The organism is Kitasatospora sp. NPDC058184 (assembly GCF_042883725.1).
Taxonomy (GTDB): domain Bacteria; phylum Actinomycetota; class Actinomycetes; order Streptomycetales; family Streptomycetaceae; genus Kitasatospora.
In genome coordinates this window covers 181,114-199,918 of sequence record NZ_JBHVVE010000002.1, presented here as the reverse complement: position 1 = coordinate 199,918, position 18,805 = coordinate 181,114, and the positions used below count along the sequence as shown (strand labels likewise).

Sequence of the window (18,805 nt, the reverse complement as noted above, 5' to 3'; positions counted from 1 at the left end):
CTCGCCTCCCCCGTGTTCCGACACCCTCGACTCCCAGGTTCCGGAGGTCCCCCATGCCTTTCAGCCAGCCGACGGTGATCCGTTCCCGGCGGGCGGTCCTGCCCGACGGCGAGCGCCCCGCGGACGTGCTGATCCAGGACGGGAGGATCGCCCGGACGGCCCCGTACGGCTCGCTCGCGGCCCGCGAGGGCGAGCTCGTCGACCTCGGCGACACCGCCCTGCTGCCCGGCCTGGTCGACACCCACGTGCACGTCAACGAGCCCGGCCGCACCGAGTGGGAGGGCTTCGCCACCGCCACCCGGGCCGCCGCGGCCGGCGGCGTCACCACCATCGTCGACATGCCGCTCAACTCGATCCCGCCCACCACCACGGTGGCGGGGCTGGCGCTCAAGCGGAAGGCCGCCGACGGCCAGGCCTGGGTCGACCTCGGCTTCTGGGGCGGCGCCGTCCCCGGCAACCTGGCCGACCTCGAACCGCTGCACCAGGCAGGGGTGTTCGGCTTCAAGAGCTTCCTCGCCCCCTCCGGGGTGGACGAGTTCCCGCACGTCGAGGCCGCCGACCTGGAGGCGGCGCTGGCCGAGCAGGCCAGGATCGGGGCACTGGCGATCATCCACGCCGAGGACCCGGCCGTGCTCGCCGCCGCCCCGCAGCAACCCGGCGTCCACTACCGGGACTTCCTGGCTTCCCGGCCCGCCGACGCGGAGACCGCGGCCGTCGCCCGGCTGCTCGACACGGCCCGGCGCACCGGCGCCCGGGTGCACGTCCTGCACGTCTCCTCGGCCGCCGTGCTGCCGCTGCTGCGGCAGGCCCGCGAGGACGGCGTACGGGTGACCGCCGAGACCTGTCCGCACTACCTGACCCTCGCGGCCGAGCAGGTGCCGGACGGCGACACCGCCTTCAAGTGCTGTCCGCCGATCCGCGACGAGTCCAACCGGGACGCGCTCTGGGAGGCCCTGGGCCGCGGCGAGTTCATCGCCGTCGTCTCCGACCACTCGCCGTCCACCCCCGACCTCAAGCTGCTGCCCGAGTACGGCGGCAGCGGCGACTTCGCGGCCGCCTGGGGCGGGATCGCCTCGCTCCAGCTGGGCCTGCCGGCCGTCTGGACCGAGGCCCGCCGCCGCGGCCACACCCTGGCCGACGTGGTGCGCTGGATGTCCGCCGGACCGGCCGAACTGGTCGGCCTGACCGGCACCAAGGGCGCCATCGCCGCCGGCCACGACGCGGACCTGGTCGCCTTCGACCCGGACGGCGGGTTCGCCGTCCGTGCGAGCGGGCTGCACCACCGCAACCCGGTGACCCCGTACGCGGGCCGGACCCTCACCGGCGCGGTGCGCGCCACCTGGCTGCGCGGCCGCGAGGTGGACCCGGCGGCCCGCCCCTTCGGCCGGCAGCTCGCCCGGCCGCAGGCCGACCCCACCCGCTTCACCACCGCCACCCCCATCCCGTCCGAACGCGCCTAAAGGAGAGTCAGTGACCACTGCCGACACCCCGAGTGCTCCCTTCACCGAGCTGGTCGACCTGGCCTCCCGACTGCTCGGGGCGGGCGTCGTCGCCACCAACGAGGACACCTTCGCGGACGCCGAGAACCTGCTGGTCGCCAAGCCGGCCGAGTTCCGCCCGCACACCTTCGGCCACAAGGGCCAGATCATGGACGGCTGGGAGTCCAAGCGCCGCCGCGGCGTCTCCGCCGACCAGCCGCACCCCACCGACGAGGACCACGACTGGGCGATCGTCCGGCTCGGCGCCGCCGGGGTGGTCCGCGGCGTGATCGTGGACACCGCCCACTTCACGGGCAACTACCCGGAGACCGCCTCGGTCGAGGCCGCGTCCGTCCCCGGCCACCCCTCGCCCGAGGAGCTCCAGGACGCCGAGTGGGCCACGATCGTGCAGCGCACCGCGCTCGACGGCGACACCGCCCACGAGTTCGCCGTCACGGACGGCACCCGCTACACCCACGTACGGCTGAACATCTTCCCGGACGGCGGGGTCGCCCGGCTGCGGGTGCACGGCGAGGTGCTGCCCGATCCGCGCGAACTGGACGGCCTCACCTTCGACCTGGCCGCCCAGGAGTACGGCGGCGTGGCCGAGGCGGCCTCCGACCGCTACTTCTCCTCCCCGCACAACCTGAACGCTCCCGGCCGCGCCTCCGTCATGGGCGACGGCTGGGAGACCCGGCGTCGGCGCGACAAGGCCAACGACTGGGTGCAGATCGCCCTGGCCGGGGGCGGTGAGGTCCTGGCCGCCGAAGTGGACACCTCCTACTTCGTCGCCAATGCCCCCGGCTGGGCCGACCTGATCGGCTTCGACGCCTCGACCGGGGCCGACCCGGCCGACGGCGAGTGGTTCGAACTCCTGCCCCGCACGCGGCTCCAGCCCGACACCCGGCACCGCTTCCGGCTCGCCGCCGGCCGCCCGGTGACCCACGTGCGCATCAACGTCCACCCGGACGGCGGCCTCGCCCGCCTCCGGCTCACCGGCCGCCTCACCGGGGCCGGCCGCGCGGCCCTCGCGCTGCGCTGGTTCAACGCCCTCCCGGCCGCCGAGGCCGTCGAGGCCCTCACCGGGGCCGGTCTCACCGCCGACGAGGCCGCCGCGCTGACCGCCGCCCGCCCGGCGGCCGACCCGGCCGCGGCCGCGACCGTCGTCCGGAGCCTGCTCGGAAACTGACGATCCGTCGGATCCGCTCGTCGGGAACCCCAGGGAACCTTTCCGGCGAACGGATCTGACGATCCGTCACCTCACTCTCCACGCACCGCGCTTATCGACACCTGAAGGACCCTCCATGCCCAAGATCCTGACCACGGAGTCCGGCGCCCCGGTCGCCGACAACCAGAACTCGGCCTCGGCCGGCGAGTACGGTCCGCTGCTGATCCAGGACCAGCACCTGCTGGAGAAGCTGGCCCGGTTCAACCGCGAGCGCATCCCGGAGCGGGTGGTGCACGCCCGAGGCTCCGGCGCGTACGGCTACTTCGAGGTCACCGACGAGGTCGCGCGGTACACCCGGGCGGGCTTCCTCTCCGAGGTCGGCAAGCGCACCGAGGTCTTCCTGCGCTTCTCCACCGTGGCCGGCAACCTGGGCGCCAGCGACGCGGTGCGCGACCCGCGCGGCTTCGCGCTCAAGTTCTATACCGAGGAGGGCAATTACGACCTCGTCGGCAACAACACCCCGGTGTTCTTCATCAAGGACCCGATCAAGTTCCCCGACTTCATCCACTCGCAGAAGCGCGACCCGTACACCGGCGTGCAGGAGGCGGACAACGTCTGGGACTTCTGGGCCCACTCGCCGGCCTCGACCCACCAGATCACCTGGCTGTTCGGCGACCGGGGCATCCCGGCCTCCTACCGTCACATGAACGGCTACGGCTCGCACACCTACCAGTGGGTCAACGCCGACGGCGACGCCTACTGGGTGAAGTACCACTTCAAGACCAACCAGGGCATCCGCTGCCTGGACGGCGACCAGGCCGCCGAGGTGGTCGGCGGCGACGCCGACTCGCACCAGCGCGACCTCCACCAGGCCATCGAGCGCGGGGTGTTCCCGTCCTGGACCCTCTACGTCCAGCTGATGCCGGTCGCCGAGGCCGCGGACTACCGCTTCAACCCCTTCGACCTCACCAAGGTGTGGCCGCACGCCGACTACCCGCTGGTCAAGGTCGGCCGCCTGGTGCTCAACCGGAACCCGGAGAACGTCTTCGCCGAGGTCGAGCAGGCCGCGTTCTCGCCGAACAACTTCGTGCCCGGCATCGGCCCGTCCCCGGACAAGATGCTCCAGGGCCGCCTGTTCGCCTACGCGGACGCCCAGCGCTACCGCCTCGGCGTCAACCACACCCAGCTGCCGGTGAACGCCCCGCGCGCCACCGAGGCCGCCAACTACGGCCGGGACGGCCAGATGGCCGCCAACAGCGCCGGCCGCGGCAGGAACTACGAGCCCAACTCGTACGACGGTCCGGTCCAGACCGGCGACGCGACGGCCGCGCCGGTCAAGGTGAGCGGCCACACCGGCACCTACACCACCCCGGCGCACACCAAGGACGACGACTTCTTCCAGGCCGGCGAGCTGTACCGGCTGATGTCGGACGGCGAGAAGACCCGCCTGGTCGGCAACATCGCGGGCTTCCTGGCGCAGGTCTCGCGCGACGACGTGGTGGAGCGGAACCTCGCCCACTTCCACGCCGCCGACGAGGAGTACGGCGCCCGACTGGCCGCCGCCGTCGCCAAGTTGCGCGCGGGCGACGAGGGCTGACCCGCCCGCGCCGCCCGCACCGCCCTCCGCACCGCCACCCTCGCGGCCGCCGGGCCCGTACCCGGCGGCCGCGGAACGGGCCCCTCCTCCCGGGCAGTGGGGGAGGGGCCCGTCGCGTCCGCCCAGGTCGGCCGGTGGGCCTGCACGGATTGTCCACGGATATGTACGGACGGCAGTCGTCGGAGCCGCCGGGTCGATAGGCTGGTGTGCGCCCGCGGTCGCTCCGTGGGGGGACATCGGAAGGGGACGACATGTCGACACCAGCCCCGGGTCGTCACGCCGCGCTTGACCAGGGTCCGACGGGCCCGTTCACCTCCCTGCAGCACGCCCTCAGACTGCTGGAGGCGGTCGACCGCCACTCCGACGGAGCCACCCTGGTGGCCCTCGCCCGGGAGACCTCGCTCGGGCTGCCGACCGTGCGCCGGCTCGCCGAGATCCTGGAGGTCGAGGGCTACCTCCAGTGCCAGGACGGCGGTTGGCTGCTGGGCGGCACCTTCGCCCTGCTCGGCCAGCACAACCGGGAGCAGCTGGTGAAGGCCCGGCTCAACCGCAAGCTCGCCGAACTCCGGGACGAGTTGGGCGCCGCCGTGTACTTCACCCGGTACCACGACGGGGAGTTGTCGGTGGAGGCGGTCTCGGCCGCCGACTACGCCCCGGCCGTGCAGGAGTGGGTGGACTTCCGGGCCACCGCGCACGCCAGTGCGATCGGCAAGTGCCTGCTCGGCCAGCTGGACGCGGACGCCCGGCGCGACCACCTCTCCCGGCACCCGGTCGCCCGGCTCACCTCCCGCACCGTCGTCGACGCCGACCAGCTGATGCACCGGCTGGAGCGGCAGCCGGCCACGGTGCCGGTGCTGGACATCCAGGAGTACGCGCTGGGCACGGTGTGCGCGGCCGTGCCGATCACGGCGGGCAGCACGGTCGGCTGCCTGGCCACCTCGATGCCGGCGGACAACATCCACAAGCTGAAGGCCGCCGCCGAGCTGTTGGCGGCCCGGGCGGCGCCGCTGATGCTGGCGATGGCGGTCTGACGGCGGGGCGGCCGTCGCGCGCGTGACGTCGGGGAGGCCCTGCCGGGAGACCGGTGGGGCCTCCCGCGTTTCCCGCGTTTCCCCACGGTGTCCGGTGTCGTCCGGCGGCGTCCGGCCGTGCGCGTCGCCCGACGGCGCGCGTCACTTATTAGACTCGATGTCGATAAGGGGTGCCGAACCCCTTGTCCCGATGGCTACCCGCGAGTACGTTTCCCTGGAGCCGAGCCGCCGCCCCCAGGTCAGGAGGGCCTGCCATGCCCCGTTCCACCCCCGTCCCCGCCCTCGCCGCGCCCGCCGCACGCGTGCACGAGAGCCTCGTGCTGGAGCCCCGGGACGTCCGCTTCGACTGGTCCCGGCTGCCGCTGCACTGGATCCCGGACGAGCCGATGGCCACCCACGTCATCAACGTGCTGCACCTGCTGCTGCCCGAGGGCGAGCGGTGGTTCGTCAAGGTGTTCAAGGAGGCGCTGCCGCTCATCCGGGACGAGCAACTGCGCGAGGAGGTCCTCGGGTTCATCGGCCAGGAGGCCATCCACGCCGAGGCGCACCAGGAGGTCCTGGACCACCTGCTCGGCCAGGGGCTCGACCCGCGGCCGTACGTCCGGCAGATCTCCTGGCTGTTCCAGCGCGTCCTCGGCGACAAGCCGGGGCTGTCGCCGGCCCGGCAGCGCGAGAACGTCATCGAGCGGGTCGCCTTCATCGCGGCGATCGAGCACTTCACCGCCTTCCTCGGCAACTGGGCGCTCAACTCCCCGGGCCTGGACCGCGCCAAGGCGGACCCGACGATGCTGGACCTGCTGCGCTGGCACGGCGCGGAGGAGGTCGAGCACCGCAGCGTCGCCTACGACCTGATGGTCCACCTGGACCCGGGCTACCTCCGCCGGGTGCGCGGAATGGCCGTCTCCGGGCCGCTGCTGGTCCACCTCTGGGTGCGCGGCGCCCGGTTCCTGCTCGCCGCCGACCCCACCCTGGCGGGGCGGCTCAAGCCCACCTGGCGGGAGGCCGGCCGGATCGCCAAGCGCGGACTGCTGCCGGACCCGGTCACGTCGGTCCGCTCCGGGCTGCGCTACCTGCGGCCGGGCTACCACCCGACCCAGGAGGGCTCGTCCAGCCAGGCGCTGGGCTACCTCGCCGCCTCCCCGGCCGCCCGCGCGGCCGCCGGGCGCGGCTGACGCGGGCGACAGCCCCCTCTCCCCCCTCACCCCAAGGACCCCGCCGGATGGACCCGCTCGCCCCGCCCCCCGACCTCTACGGCCGCCCCCGCGCCGACGGCTTCATGCGCCGGCTCACCGCCTTCGGCGACCGCTACTCCCCGGCCCTCGGCAGCCCCCTGCTGCGCCGCAACCCCCGGCGCCCGCTCAGCCGCCCCACCCCGCCGCTCCAGCTGGTCGTCGCCGAACGCCGCCGACCGGCCGCCGACGTCGTCGAGTTGCGACTCGCCGACCCCTCCGGCGGCCCGCTGCCCGGCTGGCAGCCCGGCGCCCACCTGCGCCTCGTCCTGCCCTCCGGCCGCGAGCGCCACTACTCCCTCAGCGGCGACCCGGCCGACCGCACCGCCTACCGCATCGCCGTCCGACGGCTGCCCGAGGGCGGCGGCGGGTCCGTCGAGGTCCACGACGCCCTGCACCCCGGCACCCGGCTCACCGCCCGCCGCCCGCGCAACGGCTTCGCCTTCTGCGCCGAGCCCGCCGTCCTCCTGCTGGCCGGCGGCATCGGCATCACCCCGCTGCTCCCGATGGCCCGCGAGGCGCAGCGGCACAGCCTGGACTGGCGCCTGGTGCACGTCGGCCGCAGCGCCGACACCCTCCCGTACACGGACGAGCTGCGCGCCCTCGACCCGCACCGGGTGGTGCTGCGCACCGACGACGAGCACGGCGGCGTCCCCACCGGCGCCGAACTGCTCGCCCACGCCCCGCGCGGCGCCGCCGTCTACTGCTGCGGCCCGGCCCCGATGCTCTCCGCCGTGCAGCGCGCCCTGGACGGCTCCCCGGCCGCCTCCCTGCACTTCGAGCGCTTCGGCGCCGCCCCGGTCACCGACGGCGAACCGTTCGCCGTCCGACTCGGCACCGACGGCCCGACCCTCGACGTCCCCGCCGACCGCTCCGCCCTGGACGTGCTGCGCGAGGCCCGTCCGGACCTCCCGTACTCCTGCCACCAGGGCTTCTGCGGCACCTGCGAGGTCCGCCTGCTGGCCGGCTCGCCCGACCACCGGGACCGCAGGCTCACCCCCGAGCAGCGCGCCGCCGGCGCCCTGCTGCCCTGCGTCTCCCGGGCCGCCGAGGGTGAGACCCTCGTGCTCGACCTCTAGAAGGAGCTCCGCCATGGCGAAAGCGACCCCCGCCTTCCGCTACACCGAGCGCGACCTCGCCCGCTTCCGCGAGACCCAGCAGCTCGCCTACCACTGCGCCGAACAGGTCGCCGCCTGGATCGAACCCGGCGTCACCGAGCGGCAGACCACCGCCGAGCTGCGCCGCCGCCTGGTCGCCGCCGGGGTGCAGGACTTCTTCCACGTCCCCTTCGCCTGGTTCGGCGACCGGACGGCGTTCCGGCACTTCCACACCCCGCTCCAGTTCTTCGCCGGCAACCGCCGGCTGGAGGAGGGCATGCCGTACGTGCTGGACTGCGCGCCCGTGGTGGACGGCTACACCGCCGACATCGGCTACGGCGGCAAGGTCGGCGAGAACCGGGTCTGGGACCGGCTGGCCGCCGACCTGAAGGTCTACCGCGAGCTGATCCTCGCCGAGGTGCGGGCCCGCAGGCCGCTCGCCGAGGTGTACGCCGCGGTGGACGCCCAGATCGCCGCGCACGGCTACGACAACCGCCACCAGGTCTACCCGGGCCGGGTGATCGGCCACCAGGTCACCCGCAACACCGCGCGCGGACCGGCCGGGGTGAGCGTCTTCGGCTTCGGTGTGCGCACCCTCCAGACCCTCGGCCGCGAGCTCGTCACCGAGCGGCTGCACGGCCGTTCGCCGCTCTGGGCCGACGGGCGGTCGTCCCGGCACGCGCCCACCCCGGGGCTGTGGGCGGTCGAGCCGCACATCGGCTTCCGGGGCGTGGGCATCAAGTTCGAGGAACTGCTGGTGGTCACCGAGGACGACGCCTACTGGCTCGACGACGACCTGCCGCACGTCCGCCGCTGGACCGCCGCCGCCACCGCGGAGCAGACCGCCGCCGAGCAGACCGCCGCCGAGCCGACCACCCTGGAGGCCACCCGATGACGTTCCCGACGAAGCCCCAGGCGCGGACGAAGCCCCCGGTCCGCCGCCGGACCGTCCACTCCGGCGGCCTCCCGCTCGCCGTCTTCGAGCAGGGCGACCCGGCCGCCCCCACCGTCCTCCTCGTGCACGGCTACCCCGACACCCACACCGTCTGGGACGACATCGCCGCCGACCTCGCCCGCGACCACCACGTGGTCCGCTACGACGTGCGCGGCGCCGGGGAGTCGGCCGCCCCCGCCGACCGGTCCGGCTACCGCCTGGAGCACCTCGCCGAGGACCTGTTCGCCGTCGCCGACGCCGTCAGCCCCGACCGACCGGTGCACCTGCTCGCCCACGACTGGGGCTCGATCCAGTCCTGGGAGGCCGTCACCGCACCCGGCGCCGAGCGCCGGATCGCCTCGTACACCACCCTGTCCGGCCCCAGCCTGGACCACATGGGCCACTGGCTGCGCCACCGGCTGCGCCGCCCCACCCCCCGCCACCTGGGGCAGCTGCTCCACCAGGGCCTGCACTCCTGGTACATCACCGCCTTCCACCTCCCCTACCTCGCCCCCGGCGTCTGGCGCCTCGGCCTGGCCCGGGCCTGGCCGAGGGTGCTGCGCGACCTGGAGCACGTCACCCCGCGCGCCGACCACCCGCAGCCCACCCTGCGCCGCGACGCGGTCCGCGGCATCGAGCTGTACCGGGCCAACTTCCGCCCCACCCTGGGCAGTCCGCGCGAGCGGCCGACCGAGGTGCCGGTCCAGCTGATCACCCTCACCCGGGACCGGTACGTCGGCACCTACCTCTCCGAGGGGCTGGAGCGCTGGGCGCCGAACCTGACCCGCAGGACGCTGCACGCCGGCCACTGGTCGGCGCTGCTGGAGAAGGGAGCCACCGTGGCCGGACTGGTCCGCGAGTTCACCACCCGCACCGACGAGGGCCGGGCCCGCCCCGAGGAGGGCGACGGCCGGCTGGTCGTGGTCACCGGCGGCGGCAGCGGCATCGGCCGGGCCACCGCGCTCGCCTTCGCCGAGGACGGCGCCCGGGTGGTGGTCTGCGACCTCGACCTCGCGGCCGCCGAGCGCACCGCCGAACTGGCCTCGCTGATCGGCCCGCCGGCGCACGCCTACCGGGTGGACGTCTCCGACGGCGCCGCGGTGGACGCCTTCGCGCAGACCGTCGCGGCCGAGCACGGGGTGCCCGACGTCATGGTCAACAACGCGGGCATCGGGCACTCCGGGACGTTCCTGCAGACCACCGAGAAGGAGTGGCAGCGGGTCCTGGACGTCAACCTCTGGGGCGTGATCCACGGCTGCCGCGCCTTCGGCACCCTGATGGCCGACCGCGGCCAGGGCGGCCACATCGTCAACGTCTCCTCCGCCGCCGCCTACCTGCCGTCCAAGGCGCTCACCGCCTACGCCACCAGCAAGGCCGCGGTGTTCATGCTCTCCGACTGCCTGCGCGCCGAGTTCGTCGGCCACGGCATCGGCGTCTCCACCATCTGCCCCGGCATCGTCAACACCAACATCACCCGCACCTCCACCTTCTCCGCCACCACCTCCACCGAGCAGGCTGCCAAGCAGGCCCGCGCCGCGAAGCTCTACGCCCGCCGCGGCTTCCCCCCGGAGAAGGTCGCCACCGCGATCGTGACCGCCGTCCGCACCGGCAGGCCCGTCGTCCCCGTCACCCCCGAGGCCAAGGCCGCCCGCTTCCTCTCCCGCCTCAGCCCCGGCCTGCTGCGCCTCGCCGCCCGCCTCAACGTCACCTGACCGGGTGAACAACGGCCGATCGGGCCCCGTGGGGCCTGCGATATCGGATACGGTCGAACCCGATATCGCAGACCCCGCTTCGCTCGGGAGGTTGGTCATGGCCCGTACCGTGATGGACATCAACGACGACCTGCTGGCCGAGGCTGCGGAGATCTTCGGTACGACGACCAAGACCGCCACCGTCAACGCCGCTCTCGAGGATGCGGTGAAGCGTCGCAAGCGCCAGGTCTTCACGACCTGGCTCGAGGACGGTGGGCTGCCCGATCTCACCGGGCCGGTGGAAAAGGGTGAGTGAGCGCTCCACCGAGTGGGTCGTCCCGCCGGGGTCGGCGGACTGAGCGACGGCCGCTTGACGAGGTCCCTCCGGGGCTGTGAGAGCATCGAGGCCCATGGAGATGACAACGGCCCTGTGGTCCTTCGCCCTCGTCGTCGGGCTGCTCACGCTCACGCCCGGGCTCGACACGGCGCTGGTCCTGCGGACCTCCGCGTTGGGGCGGCGCCGGCAGGCGTGGGGCGTCGTGCTGGGGATCCAGACCGGGACGCTGATCTGGGGGACGCTGACCTCGGCCGGGGTGACGGCGCTGCTCACCGCCTCGCAGGTGGCGTACGAGGTCCTGCGATGGGCGGGCGCGGCGTACCTGGTGTGGATGGGCATCGGGATGCTGCGCAACCGGGGCGGTGAGGCGGCGGCCGAGGAGGAGCCGGAGGACGGCGGGTTCGCGCACGGCTGGCGGCGGGGCACGCTGACCAATCTGCTGAACCCCAAGGTCGGGGTCTTCTACGTGGCCGTGCTGCCGCAGTTCATCCCGGTCGGCGTCCCGCACTTCGCCGCCGGTGTGGCGCTGACCTGCGTGCACGTCGTGGAGGGCCTGCTCTGGTCGACCGTCCTGGTGGGTTTCGCCCGGGTGCTGCGCGGCTGGCTGCGCCGGCCGGCCGCCCGGCGGCTGATGGACCGGGTGACCGGCGCGGTGGTGGTGGGCTTCGGTGTGAAGCTGGCGCTGACCGACTGAGGCGGGACGGCCCGGCCGCTCAGCGGCCGAGACGCTTCAGTCCTTCCATGAGTTCGTCCGCGTTCATGCAGATGTGCAGGTCGACGGTGGCGTTCAGCTGGGTCCAGAACGGCTCGGCGATGGACGGCAGCGAGGCCTCGTCCGGGACGTCGACGACCATGACCATGCCGCGGCTCCCGTTGCGGTTGAGGAAGTAGGCCGCCTCCGGCTTCAGTTGGGCCAGTATGCGCTGGACCCCTTCGGCCATCGTTCCGTCGCTGATCAGCTTGTTCGAGGCCGCGGTGTCGATTTCGACCTCCAGCAGGGCGCGCATGGTGCCCGCTCCTTCCCCGGGCTCGGGGCGAGTCCGCAACTCCAGCCTCCCGCCGCGCCGGTGGCCACGCAACGTGAGCGGTGCCGGAGCCGCTCACGGCTCAGGCCGCGTGGGTGCGGGGTGCCGGGCCGCCGGCCGCGCCGCCCCCGTCACCCTCCGTCCCCGTGCGCGACAGGTCGTGGTGGATCGGCCCGTCCGAGGCGCTCAGTGGCAGGCAGCTGCCGCCGCGCCGGTGGGCGACGATCTCGGCGGCGACCGAGACCGCCGTCTCCTCCGGGGTGCGGGAGCCGAGGTCCAGGCCGATCGGGGAGCGCAGCCGGGCCAGTTCGGCCTCGGTGAGCCCCGCCTCGCGGAGCCGGGCGGCGCGGTCCCGGTGGGTGCGGCGCGATCCCATCGCGCCGACGTAGCCGACCGGCAGCCGCAGGGCGCGTTCCAGCAGCGGGATGTCGAACTTGGCGTCGTGGGTGAGCACGCAGAGCACGGTGCGTCCGTCGATCCGGCCGAGTTGGGAGTCCAGGTAGCGGTGCGGCCAGTCGACCACCACCTCGTCGGCCTCCGGGAAGCGACGGGCGGTGGCGAAGACCGGCCGGGCGTCGCAGACGGTCACGTGGTAGCCGAGGAACTTGCCGATCCGCACCACCGCGGCCGCGAAGTCGATCGCCCCGAACACCAGCATCCGCGGCGCGGGCACGTACGACTCGACGAAGCAGGTGACGGTGCCCCGGCCGTGTTCGTCGCAGGGGCGGCCGTCCAGGCCGAGCACCAGCCGGCCGGTGCGTCCGGCCTCCAGCATCGCCCGGGCCCGCACGACGATCGCCCGCTCCAGGGCACCGACCGTCGAGGGGGTGGGCGAGAGCGCGCCGGCCACGCCGTCCGCGGTGACCGCCAGGGTGGCCCCGACCAGCCCGCCCGCCCCGCCCGGTCCGGCGATCACCCGGACCAGGGCCACCGGTGTGCCGGCCGCGATGTGCGCGATCCCGGTGTCCAGCCCGGCATCGGCCCCCGGCACCACCGGCTGGACGAACACGTCCAGGACGCCGCCGCAGGTCAGACCCACCGCGAAGGCGTCCTCGTCGCTGTACCCGAAGCGTTCCAGCACCGGCTCGCCGCTCGCCAGGGCGGCCCGGCACAGCTCGTACACCGCGCCCTCGACGCACCCGCCGGAGACGCTGCCGACCGCCTCGCCGTCCGCGTCCACGGCCAGCGCCGCCCCGGGGTCGCGCGGAGCGCTGCCGGAGACGCCGACCACGGTGGCCACGGCGAAGGAGCGCCCGGACGCGTGCCAGGCCCGCAGCTGCTCGGCGATGTCCTGCATGGGGGAGGCTCCTTACACGGTTTCGACAGTAGCGGGAGACGCCGCCGTACGGGAAACGATCCCGTACGGCGGCGGTGGCACCCGAGGCGGTCCTGCCCGACGCGGGCGCGAACAGGGCGAAGGCGCCCGGGTGCCTAGTGCACGCCCAGCCAGGACTTGACCGGGGTGATCGCGAAGTACACCACGAACACCGCGGTGAGGATCCACATCAGCACCCCGGGCTCGCGCCAGCGCCCCAGCCCGGCCTTGATGACGGTGTACGAGATGACGCCGGCCGCGACGCCCGCGGTGATGCTGTACGTGAACGGCATCAGCACGCAGGTGAGGAAGGCCGGGACGGCCACCTCGCGGTCGGACCAGTCGATGTGCCGGGCCTGGCTCATCATCATCGAGCCGATCACGACCAGGGCGGCCGAGGCCACCTCGACCGGGACGATCCCGGCGATCGGCGAGAAGAACAGCATCAGCGCGAACAGGGCGCCGGTGACGGTGGAGGCGAGTCCGGTGCGGGCGCCGTCGCCGACGCCGGTGGCGGACTCGACGAAGACGGTCTGCCCGGAGGCGCCCGCCAGGCCGCCGACCGCGCCGCCCGCGCCGTCGATGAACAGCGCCTTGGACAGTCCGGGCATCCGGCCGCGCCGGTCGGCCAGTCCGGCCTCGGTGCCGACGCCGATGATGGTGGCCATCGCGTCGAAGAAGCCGGCCAGCACCAGGGTGAACACCGCGACCGAGGCGCTGATCGCGCCCATGCCGTGGCCGCCGAACGCGCCGAACAGGTCGACGTGGCCGAACAGGCCGAAGTCCGGCGCGGAGACGGGGCTGCCGGGCCAGACCGGCACCGAGTTCCGCCAGGCCCCGGCGGGCACGTGGGCGGCCCGGTTGACGATCACCGCGAGCACGGTGCCCCCGGCGATGCCGAGCAGGATCGCGCCGCGGACACCGCGCGCCATCAGCACGAAGATCGCCAGCAGGGTGACGCAGAAGACCAGCACCGGCCAGCCGGACAGCTCGCCGGTCGGGCCGAGCGAGAGCGGGGTGGGGCCGCCGGTGTGCATGAACCCGGCCTTGTAGAGGCCGATCACCGTGACGAACAGGCCGATGCCGATGGTGATGGCGTGCTTGAGCGGCAGCGGGATGCCGTTCATGATCCGCTCGCGCAGCCCGGAGACGACCAGCAGCACGATCAGCAGGCCGTAGATCACGCACAGGCCCATGGCCTGCGCCCAGGTGGTGTGCGGGACGACCAGCGCGGAGACCGCGCCGGAGACGGAGAGCCCGGCGGCGAGGGCGAGCGGCACGTTGCCGACCAGGCCCATCAGGACGGTGGTGACGGCGGCGGCCAGCGCGGTGGCGGTGGTCAGCGCGGCGGGGTCCAGTTTGGCGCCGGTGGCGTCCGCGCCGCTCAGGATGAGCGGGTTGAGCAGGATGATGTACGCCATCGCCATGAAGGTGGTGACCCCACCGCGGAGTTCGTTGGCGAGGGTCGATCCCCGGGCCGAGATCTTGAAGTAGGCGTCCAGTGCGCCGGTGGGGCGCGGGGCTTCCTGGGGCGACGTGCCGGGTTCGTTCCCGGCGGGTCCGTCCTCGGCGGGTCTGTCTTCGGTGGTGCCGGGCTCCGTGGGGATTCTGGTCATGTCCATCCCAAGTGTCAAAGGGGGTTGGGGTGGGCGAGCCGACCTGACCGCCGGTCAACGAAGCGGCGTAGGGGGACGTATCGACTCACGGGGGCACTCATGAGCAGCGGGGGAGTGCCCGCGGTGCATCAGAGGGTGTGGTGCATCAGAGGGTGGTGCGCACCGCTGCGGGCCCCGGCGTGGGCAGGGCAGCGGGTGTACGGGACGCCTCCGGGCGGTGGGAGGTGTCCCCGGGGCGGCGGGGAAGACGGTCGCCGCCCCGGGGAGGACGAACTCGGGCCGTCAGAGCGGCCGTTCGGTGGTCAGGTGCTCCGGCCGGACCGGGATCCGGTTGAGCGCCAGCCCGGTGGCGTCGCGGATGGCGGCCACGATGGACGGCGTCGCCGAGACGGTCGGCGCCTCGCCGACCCCGCGCAGCCCGTACGGGGCGTTGGGGTCGGGCAGTTCGAGCACCTCCACCGGGATCGGCGGGGTGTCCAGGATGGTGGGGATCAGGTAGTCGGTGAAGGAGGCGTTGCGCACCTTGCCCTCCCGCACGATGATCTCCTCCATCACCGCGAGGCCCAGCGCCTGGGTGCAGCCGCCCTGGATCTGGCCGACCACGGAGAGCGGGTTGAGCGCCTTGCCGACGTCCTGGACGGCGGTGAGCTCGACCACCTTGACCAGGCCCAGCTCCACGTCCACGTCCACCACCGCGCGGTTGGCGCAGAAGGTGTACTGGACGTGGCCGAAGCCCTGGCCGGTCTCCTTGTCGAAGGCCTGGGTGGGCCGGTGGTGGTGCTCGCGGGTCTGCTCGACGGCCTCGTCGCCGAGCAGGTCGACGATGGAGACCAGCGCGCCGGCGCTCTTCGACACCACCTTGCCGTCGGCCAGCACCAGGTCGTCGTGGGTCCAGCCGTAGCGTCGGCGCCCCTTGTCGAACAGCTCCCGGCGGACCGCCTCGGCGGCCAGCTTCACCGCCCCGCCGGTCATGTACGTCTGGCGCGAGGCGGAGGTCGAACCGGCCGACCCCACCTCGGTGTTGGCCGGGTGGATGGTGACCTGCTCGACGCCCAGCTCGGTGCGGGCGATCTGGGCGTGCACCGTGACGCCGCCCTGGCCGACCTCGGCCGCCGCGGTGTGCACCATGGCGACCGGCTCGCCGCCGATCACCTCCAGCCGCACCCGGGCGGTGGAGTAGTCGTCGAAGCCCTCGGAGAAGCCGACGTTCTTGATGCCGACCGAGTAGCCGACGCCGCGGACGATCCCCTCGCCGTGCGAGGTGTTGGACAGCGCGCCGGGCAGCCGGCGGACGTCGAGGTGCTCGGTGTCCAGCGGCGGCGGCAGCGGCATCTCCTTGGCCCGCCGCAGCAGTTCGGCCACCGGCGCGGGGGAGTCGATCCGCTGGCCGGTGGGCATGAAGTCGCCCTCGGACATCGCGTTGAGCTGCCGCAGTTCCACCGGGTCCATGCCCAGGGCAGCGGCCAGCCTGTCCATCTGCGACTCGTAGCCGAACGCCGCCTGCACCGCGCCGAAGCCGCGCATCGCCCCGCAGGACGGGTTGTTGCTGTACAGCGCGATGGCGTGCATCCGCACGTTGGGGATCACGTACGGGCCGTGCCCGAGCGAGGCCGCGTTGCCGACCACGGCGGGGGAGGCGGAGGCGTACGCGCCGCCGTCCAGCACGATCCGGCAGTCGGCGTAGACCAGCCGGCCGTCCCGGGTGGCGCCGTGCTCGTAGTGCATCCGCGCCGGGTGGCGGTGGACGTGGCCGAAGAAGGACTCGTCCCGGGAGTAGACGATCTTGACCGGCTTGCCGGTGTGCTGGGCCAGCAGGCAGGCGTGGATCTGCATCGACAGGTCCTCGCGGCCGCCGAACGCGCCGCCCACGCCGGCCAGGGTCAGCCGGACCTTCTCCTCCGGCAGGTCCAGCACCGGCGCCATCTGCTGGCGGTCGACGTGCAGCCACTGGGTGGCGATGTAGAGGTCGATGCCGCCGTCCTCGGCGGGCACCGCGAGGCCGGACTCCGGGCCGAGGAAGGCCTGGTCCTGCATGCCGACCTCGTAGTCGCCGCTGACGACCACGTCCGCCAGCGCCCGCACCTCGTCGGTCACGCCGCGGCCGGAGACCAGCTGCTGCTCGTGGCAGATGTTGCCGTACGCGTGGGACTTGTACTCGTGCGGCTCGTGCACGTACCCGTACGTCTCCGGGTCGAGGCACTGCTCCTCGGTGACGATCGGGGTGAGCACCTCGTACTCGACCGCGATCTTCTTCACCGCCCGGCGGGCCGTCTCCGGGTGGTCGGCGGCGACCAGCGCGATCGCCTCGCCGTGGTAGCGGATCCGGTCGATGGCCAGGACCGGCTGGTCCTGGATCTCCAGGCCGTAGTACTTCGAGCCGGGGATGTCCTCGTGCGTCAGCACCGCGTACACCCCGGGCACCTTGAGCGCCTCGGAGACGTCCACCGAGAGGATGTTCGCCCGGGGGTGCGGCGAGCGCAGCGCCGTGCCCCAGAGCATGTCCTCGTGCCACAGGTCGGAGGAGTAGGCGAACTCGCCCCGGACCTTCAGGTTGCCGTCCGGGCGCAGCGGCGAGCCGCCGATGCCGTCCTTGGCCGCCTGGTTGATGTTCTGCAGGTTCTTCTGCCCCTGGATGGTCCGCGCGCTCATGCCGCGCCCTCCGTCCCCGCGCACGTGCGGGCCGAAGCCAGCCGCACCGCGTCCATGATCTTCTCGTAGCCGGTGCAGCGGCACAGGTTGCCGGACAGCGCCTCGCGGATGTCGTCGTCGCTCGGCTGCGGGTCCTCGGCCAGCAGCGCGTCGGTCTGCACCAGCAGGCCGGGGGTGCAGAAGCCGCACTGGACGGCGCCGGCGTCGACGAACGCCTGCTGGACCAGGCCCAGTTCGCCGTCCTCCGTGCCCAGGCCCTCGACCGTGCGCACCTCGCGGTCCTGCACCTGGCCGGCCGCGACCAGGCAGGAGCAGACCGGGAGGCCGTCCAGGTAGACGGTGCAGGAGCCGCACTCGCCCTGCTCGCAGGCGTTCTTCGAGCCGGGCAGGCCGACCCGCTCGCGCAGCACGTACAGCAGGCTCTCGCCCTCCCACACGTCGTCGGCCTCGACGGGCCTGCCGTTGGCGGTGAAAGTGACCTTCATGCCGCGCTCCTGATCTGCTTGCCGTAGTCGTTCCAGGTCCAGGTGAGGGTGCGGCGGGCCATCACGGCGAGCGCGTGCCGGCGGTAGTCGGCGGTGCCGCGGACGTCGTCGATCGGCGAGGCCGCGGCCTTCACCAGCTCGCCGAAGCGCTGGACCACCTCGGCGCCCAGCAGCTCCCCGGACTCCCACAGCCCGCGCTCGGCGAGCACGCCCTGGAGGTACTCCTCGGCCTCGACGGCGCGGCGCGGTGTGGGGGCGGCCGAACCGATGCCGGTGCCGACGGTCCCGTTCCGCGGGTGCAGGGCGAAGCCGAACGCGCAGACCGCGATCACCATGGCGTTGCGGGTGCCGATCTTCGAGAACTGCTGCGGCCCGTCCGCCACCGGGATGAGCACGGCCCGGATCAGCTCGTCGGCCTCCAGCAGGTTGCGCTTCACCCCGACGTAGAAGTCGTCGATCGGGATCAGCCGGGTGCCGCGCACCGAGGCCGCCTCGACGAACACGTCCCGCCCGGCCGCGAGCAGCGCCGGGTGCGAGTCGCCGGCCGGGGAGGCCGCGCCGAGGTTGCCGCCGACGCTGCCGCGGTTGCGGATCTGCGGCGAGCCGACGGTGTGGGCCGCCAGGGCCAGCCCGGGCAGCGGACCGGACAGCTCCGCGATGATCCGGGCGTACGGGACCGCGGCGCCGAGCCTCACCACCTCGCCGTCGTTCGACCATTCGGCGAGTTCGGTGATGCGGTTCAGGTCGAGAATCGCGGATGGCCGGTGCACGTCGAAGTTCAGCTCGACCATGACGTCCGTGCCGCCCGAAACGGGCAGCGCGGTCGGGTACTCGGCCTTCGCCGCGAGTGCCTCGTCCCAGGTGGCGGGCCGAAGGAACTCCATGCGGGTGTCTCCTCAAGTCGTCGCCCGCCGGGTGCCCGGCGGCGTGTCGCCCAGTGAACCGCCGCGACGCGGCCCGCTGGCAGTCACCGATGGCATGAAGCCCCGGCTGTGAGCCCGCCCGGCATCCTGTACGTTCCTCTAAGGAGGAGAACCTCGCAGCCCAGGTGTCCGCCGGGTGCTACCTACGACCGTAATCCGGCCGTGACGCGCGGGCTACGGACCCGGGCGGACGCCCGGCCGGACAGGCCCTATCGTTACCCCTTCACCCT

At 73.5% G+C, this 18,805-nt stretch carries 16 protein-coding genes; 10 read left to right on the top strand and 6 right to left on the bottom strand.

All coding sequences use genetic code 11. From position 1 onward, the window contains the following. The first annotated feature begins 53 nt into the window (after positions 1–53). The 10 genes from allB to ACFVXH_RS04050 all read left to right on the top strand — a co-directional run bounded on the left by allB (position 54) and on the right by ACFVXH_RS04050 (position 11,256). A complete protein-coding gene (allB, locus tag ACFVXH_RS04095) occupies positions 54–1,460 on the top strand; it encodes an allantoinase AllB (protein WP_387820057.1) in 1,407 nt (468 codons plus the stop codon). A gap of 10 nt (positions 1,461–1,470) precedes the next feature. Further along, positions 1,471–2,667 (top strand): allantoicase, encoded by a 1,197-nt coding sequence (alc, locus tag ACFVXH_RS04090; protein WP_387820055.1) that lies wholly within the window; start codon positions 1,471–1,473, stop codon positions 2,665–2,667. 115 nt (positions 2,668–2,782) lie between these two features. Further along, a complete protein-coding gene (locus tag ACFVXH_RS04085) occupies positions 2,783–4,243 on the top strand; it encodes a catalase (protein WP_049657798.1) in 1,461 nt (486 codons plus the stop codon). Between the two features lie 251 nt (positions 4,244–4,494). Then, a complete protein-coding gene (locus ACFVXH_RS04080) occupies positions 4,495–5,274 on the top strand; it encodes an IclR family transcriptional regulator (protein ID WP_074004310.1) in 780 nt (259 codons plus the stop codon). Between the two features lie 254 nt (positions 5,275–5,528). Next, entirely contained in the window at positions 5,529–6,446 is a 918-nt protein-coding gene (locus tag ACFVXH_RS04075; RefSeq protein ID WP_387820052.1) for a metal-dependent hydrolase, read from the top strand. Between the two features lie 47 nt (positions 6,447–6,493). Next, positions 6,494–7,582: a PDR/VanB family oxidoreductase gene (locus ACFVXH_RS04070; RefSeq protein ID WP_387820050.1), complete on the top strand. Its 1,089-nt coding sequence runs from the start codon at positions 6,494–6,496 to the stop codon at positions 7,580–7,582. Between the two features lie 13 nt (positions 7,583–7,595). Then, positions 7,596–8,495 (top strand): M24 family metallopeptidase, encoded by a 900-nt coding sequence (locus ACFVXH_RS04065; protein ID WP_387820049.1) that lies wholly within the window; start codon positions 7,596–7,598, stop codon positions 8,493–8,495. Next, positions 8,492–10,246, top strand: coding sequence for an SDR family oxidoreductase (locus ACFVXH_RS04060; protein ID WP_387820047.1), 1,755 nt, complete (start codon positions 8,492–8,494; stop codon positions 10,244–10,246). The genes ACFVXH_RS04065 and ACFVXH_RS04060 overlap by 4 nt, the downstream gene beginning before the upstream one ends. Positions 10,247–10,343: 97 nt before the next feature. Further along, positions 10,344–10,541, top strand: a complete 198-nt coding sequence (locus ACFVXH_RS04055) for a type II toxin-antitoxin system VapB family antitoxin (protein ID WP_049654040.1) — start codon at positions 10,344–10,346, stop codon at positions 10,539–10,541. Between the two features lie 94 nt (positions 10,542–10,635). After that, positions 10,636–11,256 carry a LysE family translocator gene (locus ACFVXH_RS04050; protein WP_117492615.1) on the top strand — a complete coding sequence of 207 codons (621 nt, stop codon included), beginning with the start codon at positions 10,636–10,638 and terminating at the stop codon, positions 11,254–11,256. Between the two features lie 19 nt (positions 11,257–11,275). On the opposite strand, the gene ACFVXH_RS04045 is transcribed toward ACFVXH_RS04050, so the two are convergent. From ACFVXH_RS04045 to ACFVXH_RS04020, 6 genes are all read right to left on the bottom strand, one after another. Further along, complete coding sequence (locus ACFVXH_RS04045) at positions 11,276–11,569, bottom strand: hypothetical protein (RefSeq protein ID WP_049654035.1); 294 nt, start codon at positions 11,567–11,569, stop codon at positions 11,276–11,278. A 100-nt stretch (positions 11,570–11,669) separates the two neighbouring features. Next, a complete protein-coding gene (locus tag ACFVXH_RS04040) occupies positions 11,670–12,884 on the bottom strand; it encodes an XdhC family protein (RefSeq protein WP_375873457.1) in 1,215 nt (404 codons plus the stop codon). 134 nt (positions 12,885–13,018) lie between these two features. Next, positions 13,019–14,518, bottom strand: coding sequence for an NCS2 family permease (locus ACFVXH_RS04035; protein ID WP_074004441.1), 1,500 nt, complete (start codon positions 14,516–14,518; stop codon positions 13,019–13,021). Between the two features lie 282 nt (positions 14,519–14,800). Further along, a complete protein-coding gene (gene pucD, locus ACFVXH_RS04030; protein ID WP_387820043.1) occupies positions 14,801–17,167 on the bottom strand; it encodes a xanthine dehydrogenase subunit D in 2,367 nt (788 codons plus the stop codon). Next, on the bottom strand, positions 17,164–17,652 hold the full coding sequence (locus tag ACFVXH_RS04025; protein ID WP_049654030.1) for a (2Fe-2S)-binding protein: 489 nt from the start codon (positions 17,650–17,652) through the stop codon (positions 17,164–17,166). The genes pucD and ACFVXH_RS04025 overlap by 4 nt, the downstream gene beginning before the upstream one ends. Further along, a complete protein-coding gene (locus ACFVXH_RS04020) occupies positions 17,649–18,536 on the bottom strand; it encodes a xanthine dehydrogenase family protein subunit M (RefSeq protein WP_049654028.1) in 888 nt (295 codons plus the stop codon). Before ACFVXH_RS04020 ends, ACFVXH_RS04025 begins: the two co-directional genes overlap by 4 nt. Positions 18,537–18,805: the final 269 nt, after the last annotated feature.

Excerpts from the sequence above, each read along its gene's own strand:
- ACFVXH_RS04045 (WP_049654035.1), bottom strand. The coding sequence starts at position 11,569 with ATGCGCGCCCTGCTGGAGGTCGAAATCGACACCGCGGCCTCGAACAAG.
- allB (WP_387820057.1), top strand. The coding sequence starts at position 54 with ATGCCTTTCAGCCAGCCGACGGTGATCCGTTCCCGGCGGGCGGTCCTG.
- ACFVXH_RS04080 (WP_074004310.1), top strand. The coding sequence starts at position 4,495 with ATGTCGACACCAGCCCCGGGTCGTCACGCCGCGCTTGACCAGGGTCCG.
- ACFVXH_RS04085 (WP_049657798.1), top strand. The coding sequence starts at position 2,783 with ATGCCCAAGATCCTGACCACGGAGTCCGGCGCCCCGGTCGCCGACAAC.
- ACFVXH_RS04050 (WP_117492615.1), top strand. The coding sequence starts at position 10,636 with ATGGAGATGACAACGGCCCTGTGGTCCTTCGCCCTCGTCGTCGGGCTG.
- ACFVXH_RS04065 (WP_387820049.1), top strand. The coding sequence starts at position 7,596 with ATGGCGAAAGCGACCCCCGCCTTCCGCTACACCGAGCGCGACCTCGCC.
- ACFVXH_RS04055 (WP_049654040.1), top strand. The coding sequence starts at position 10,344 with ATGGCCCGTACCGTGATGGACATCAACGACGACCTGCTGGCCGAGGCT.
- ACFVXH_RS04070 (WP_387820050.1), top strand. The coding sequence starts at position 6,494 with ATGGACCCGCTCGCCCCGCCCCCCGACCTCTACGGCCGCCCCCGCGCC.
- ACFVXH_RS04025 (WP_049654030.1), bottom strand. The coding sequence starts at position 17,652 with ATGAAGGTCACTTTCACCGCCAACGGCAGGCCCGTCGAGGCCGACGAC.
- ACFVXH_RS04075 (WP_387820052.1), top strand. The coding sequence starts at position 5,529 with ATGCCCCGTTCCACCCCCGTCCCCGCCCTCGCCGCGCCCGCCGCACGC.
- ACFVXH_RS04035 (WP_074004441.1), bottom strand. The coding sequence starts at position 14,518 with ATGACCAGAATCCCCACGGAGCCCGGCACCACCGAAGACAGACCCGCC.
- ACFVXH_RS04040 (WP_375873457.1), bottom strand. The coding sequence starts at position 12,884 with ATGCAGGACATCGCCGAGCAGCTGCGGGCCTGGCACGCGTCCGGGCGC.
- pucD (WP_387820043.1), bottom strand. The coding sequence starts at position 17,167 with ATGAGCGCGCGGACCATCCAGGGGCAGAAGAACCTGCAGAACATCAAC.
- ACFVXH_RS04060 (WP_387820047.1), top strand. The coding sequence starts at position 8,492 with ATGACGTTCCCGACGAAGCCCCAGGCGCGGACGAAGCCCCCGGTCCGC.
- ACFVXH_RS04020 (WP_049654028.1), bottom strand. The coding sequence starts at position 18,536 with ATGGAGTTCCTTCGGCCCGCCACCTGGGACGAGGCACTCGCGGCGAAG.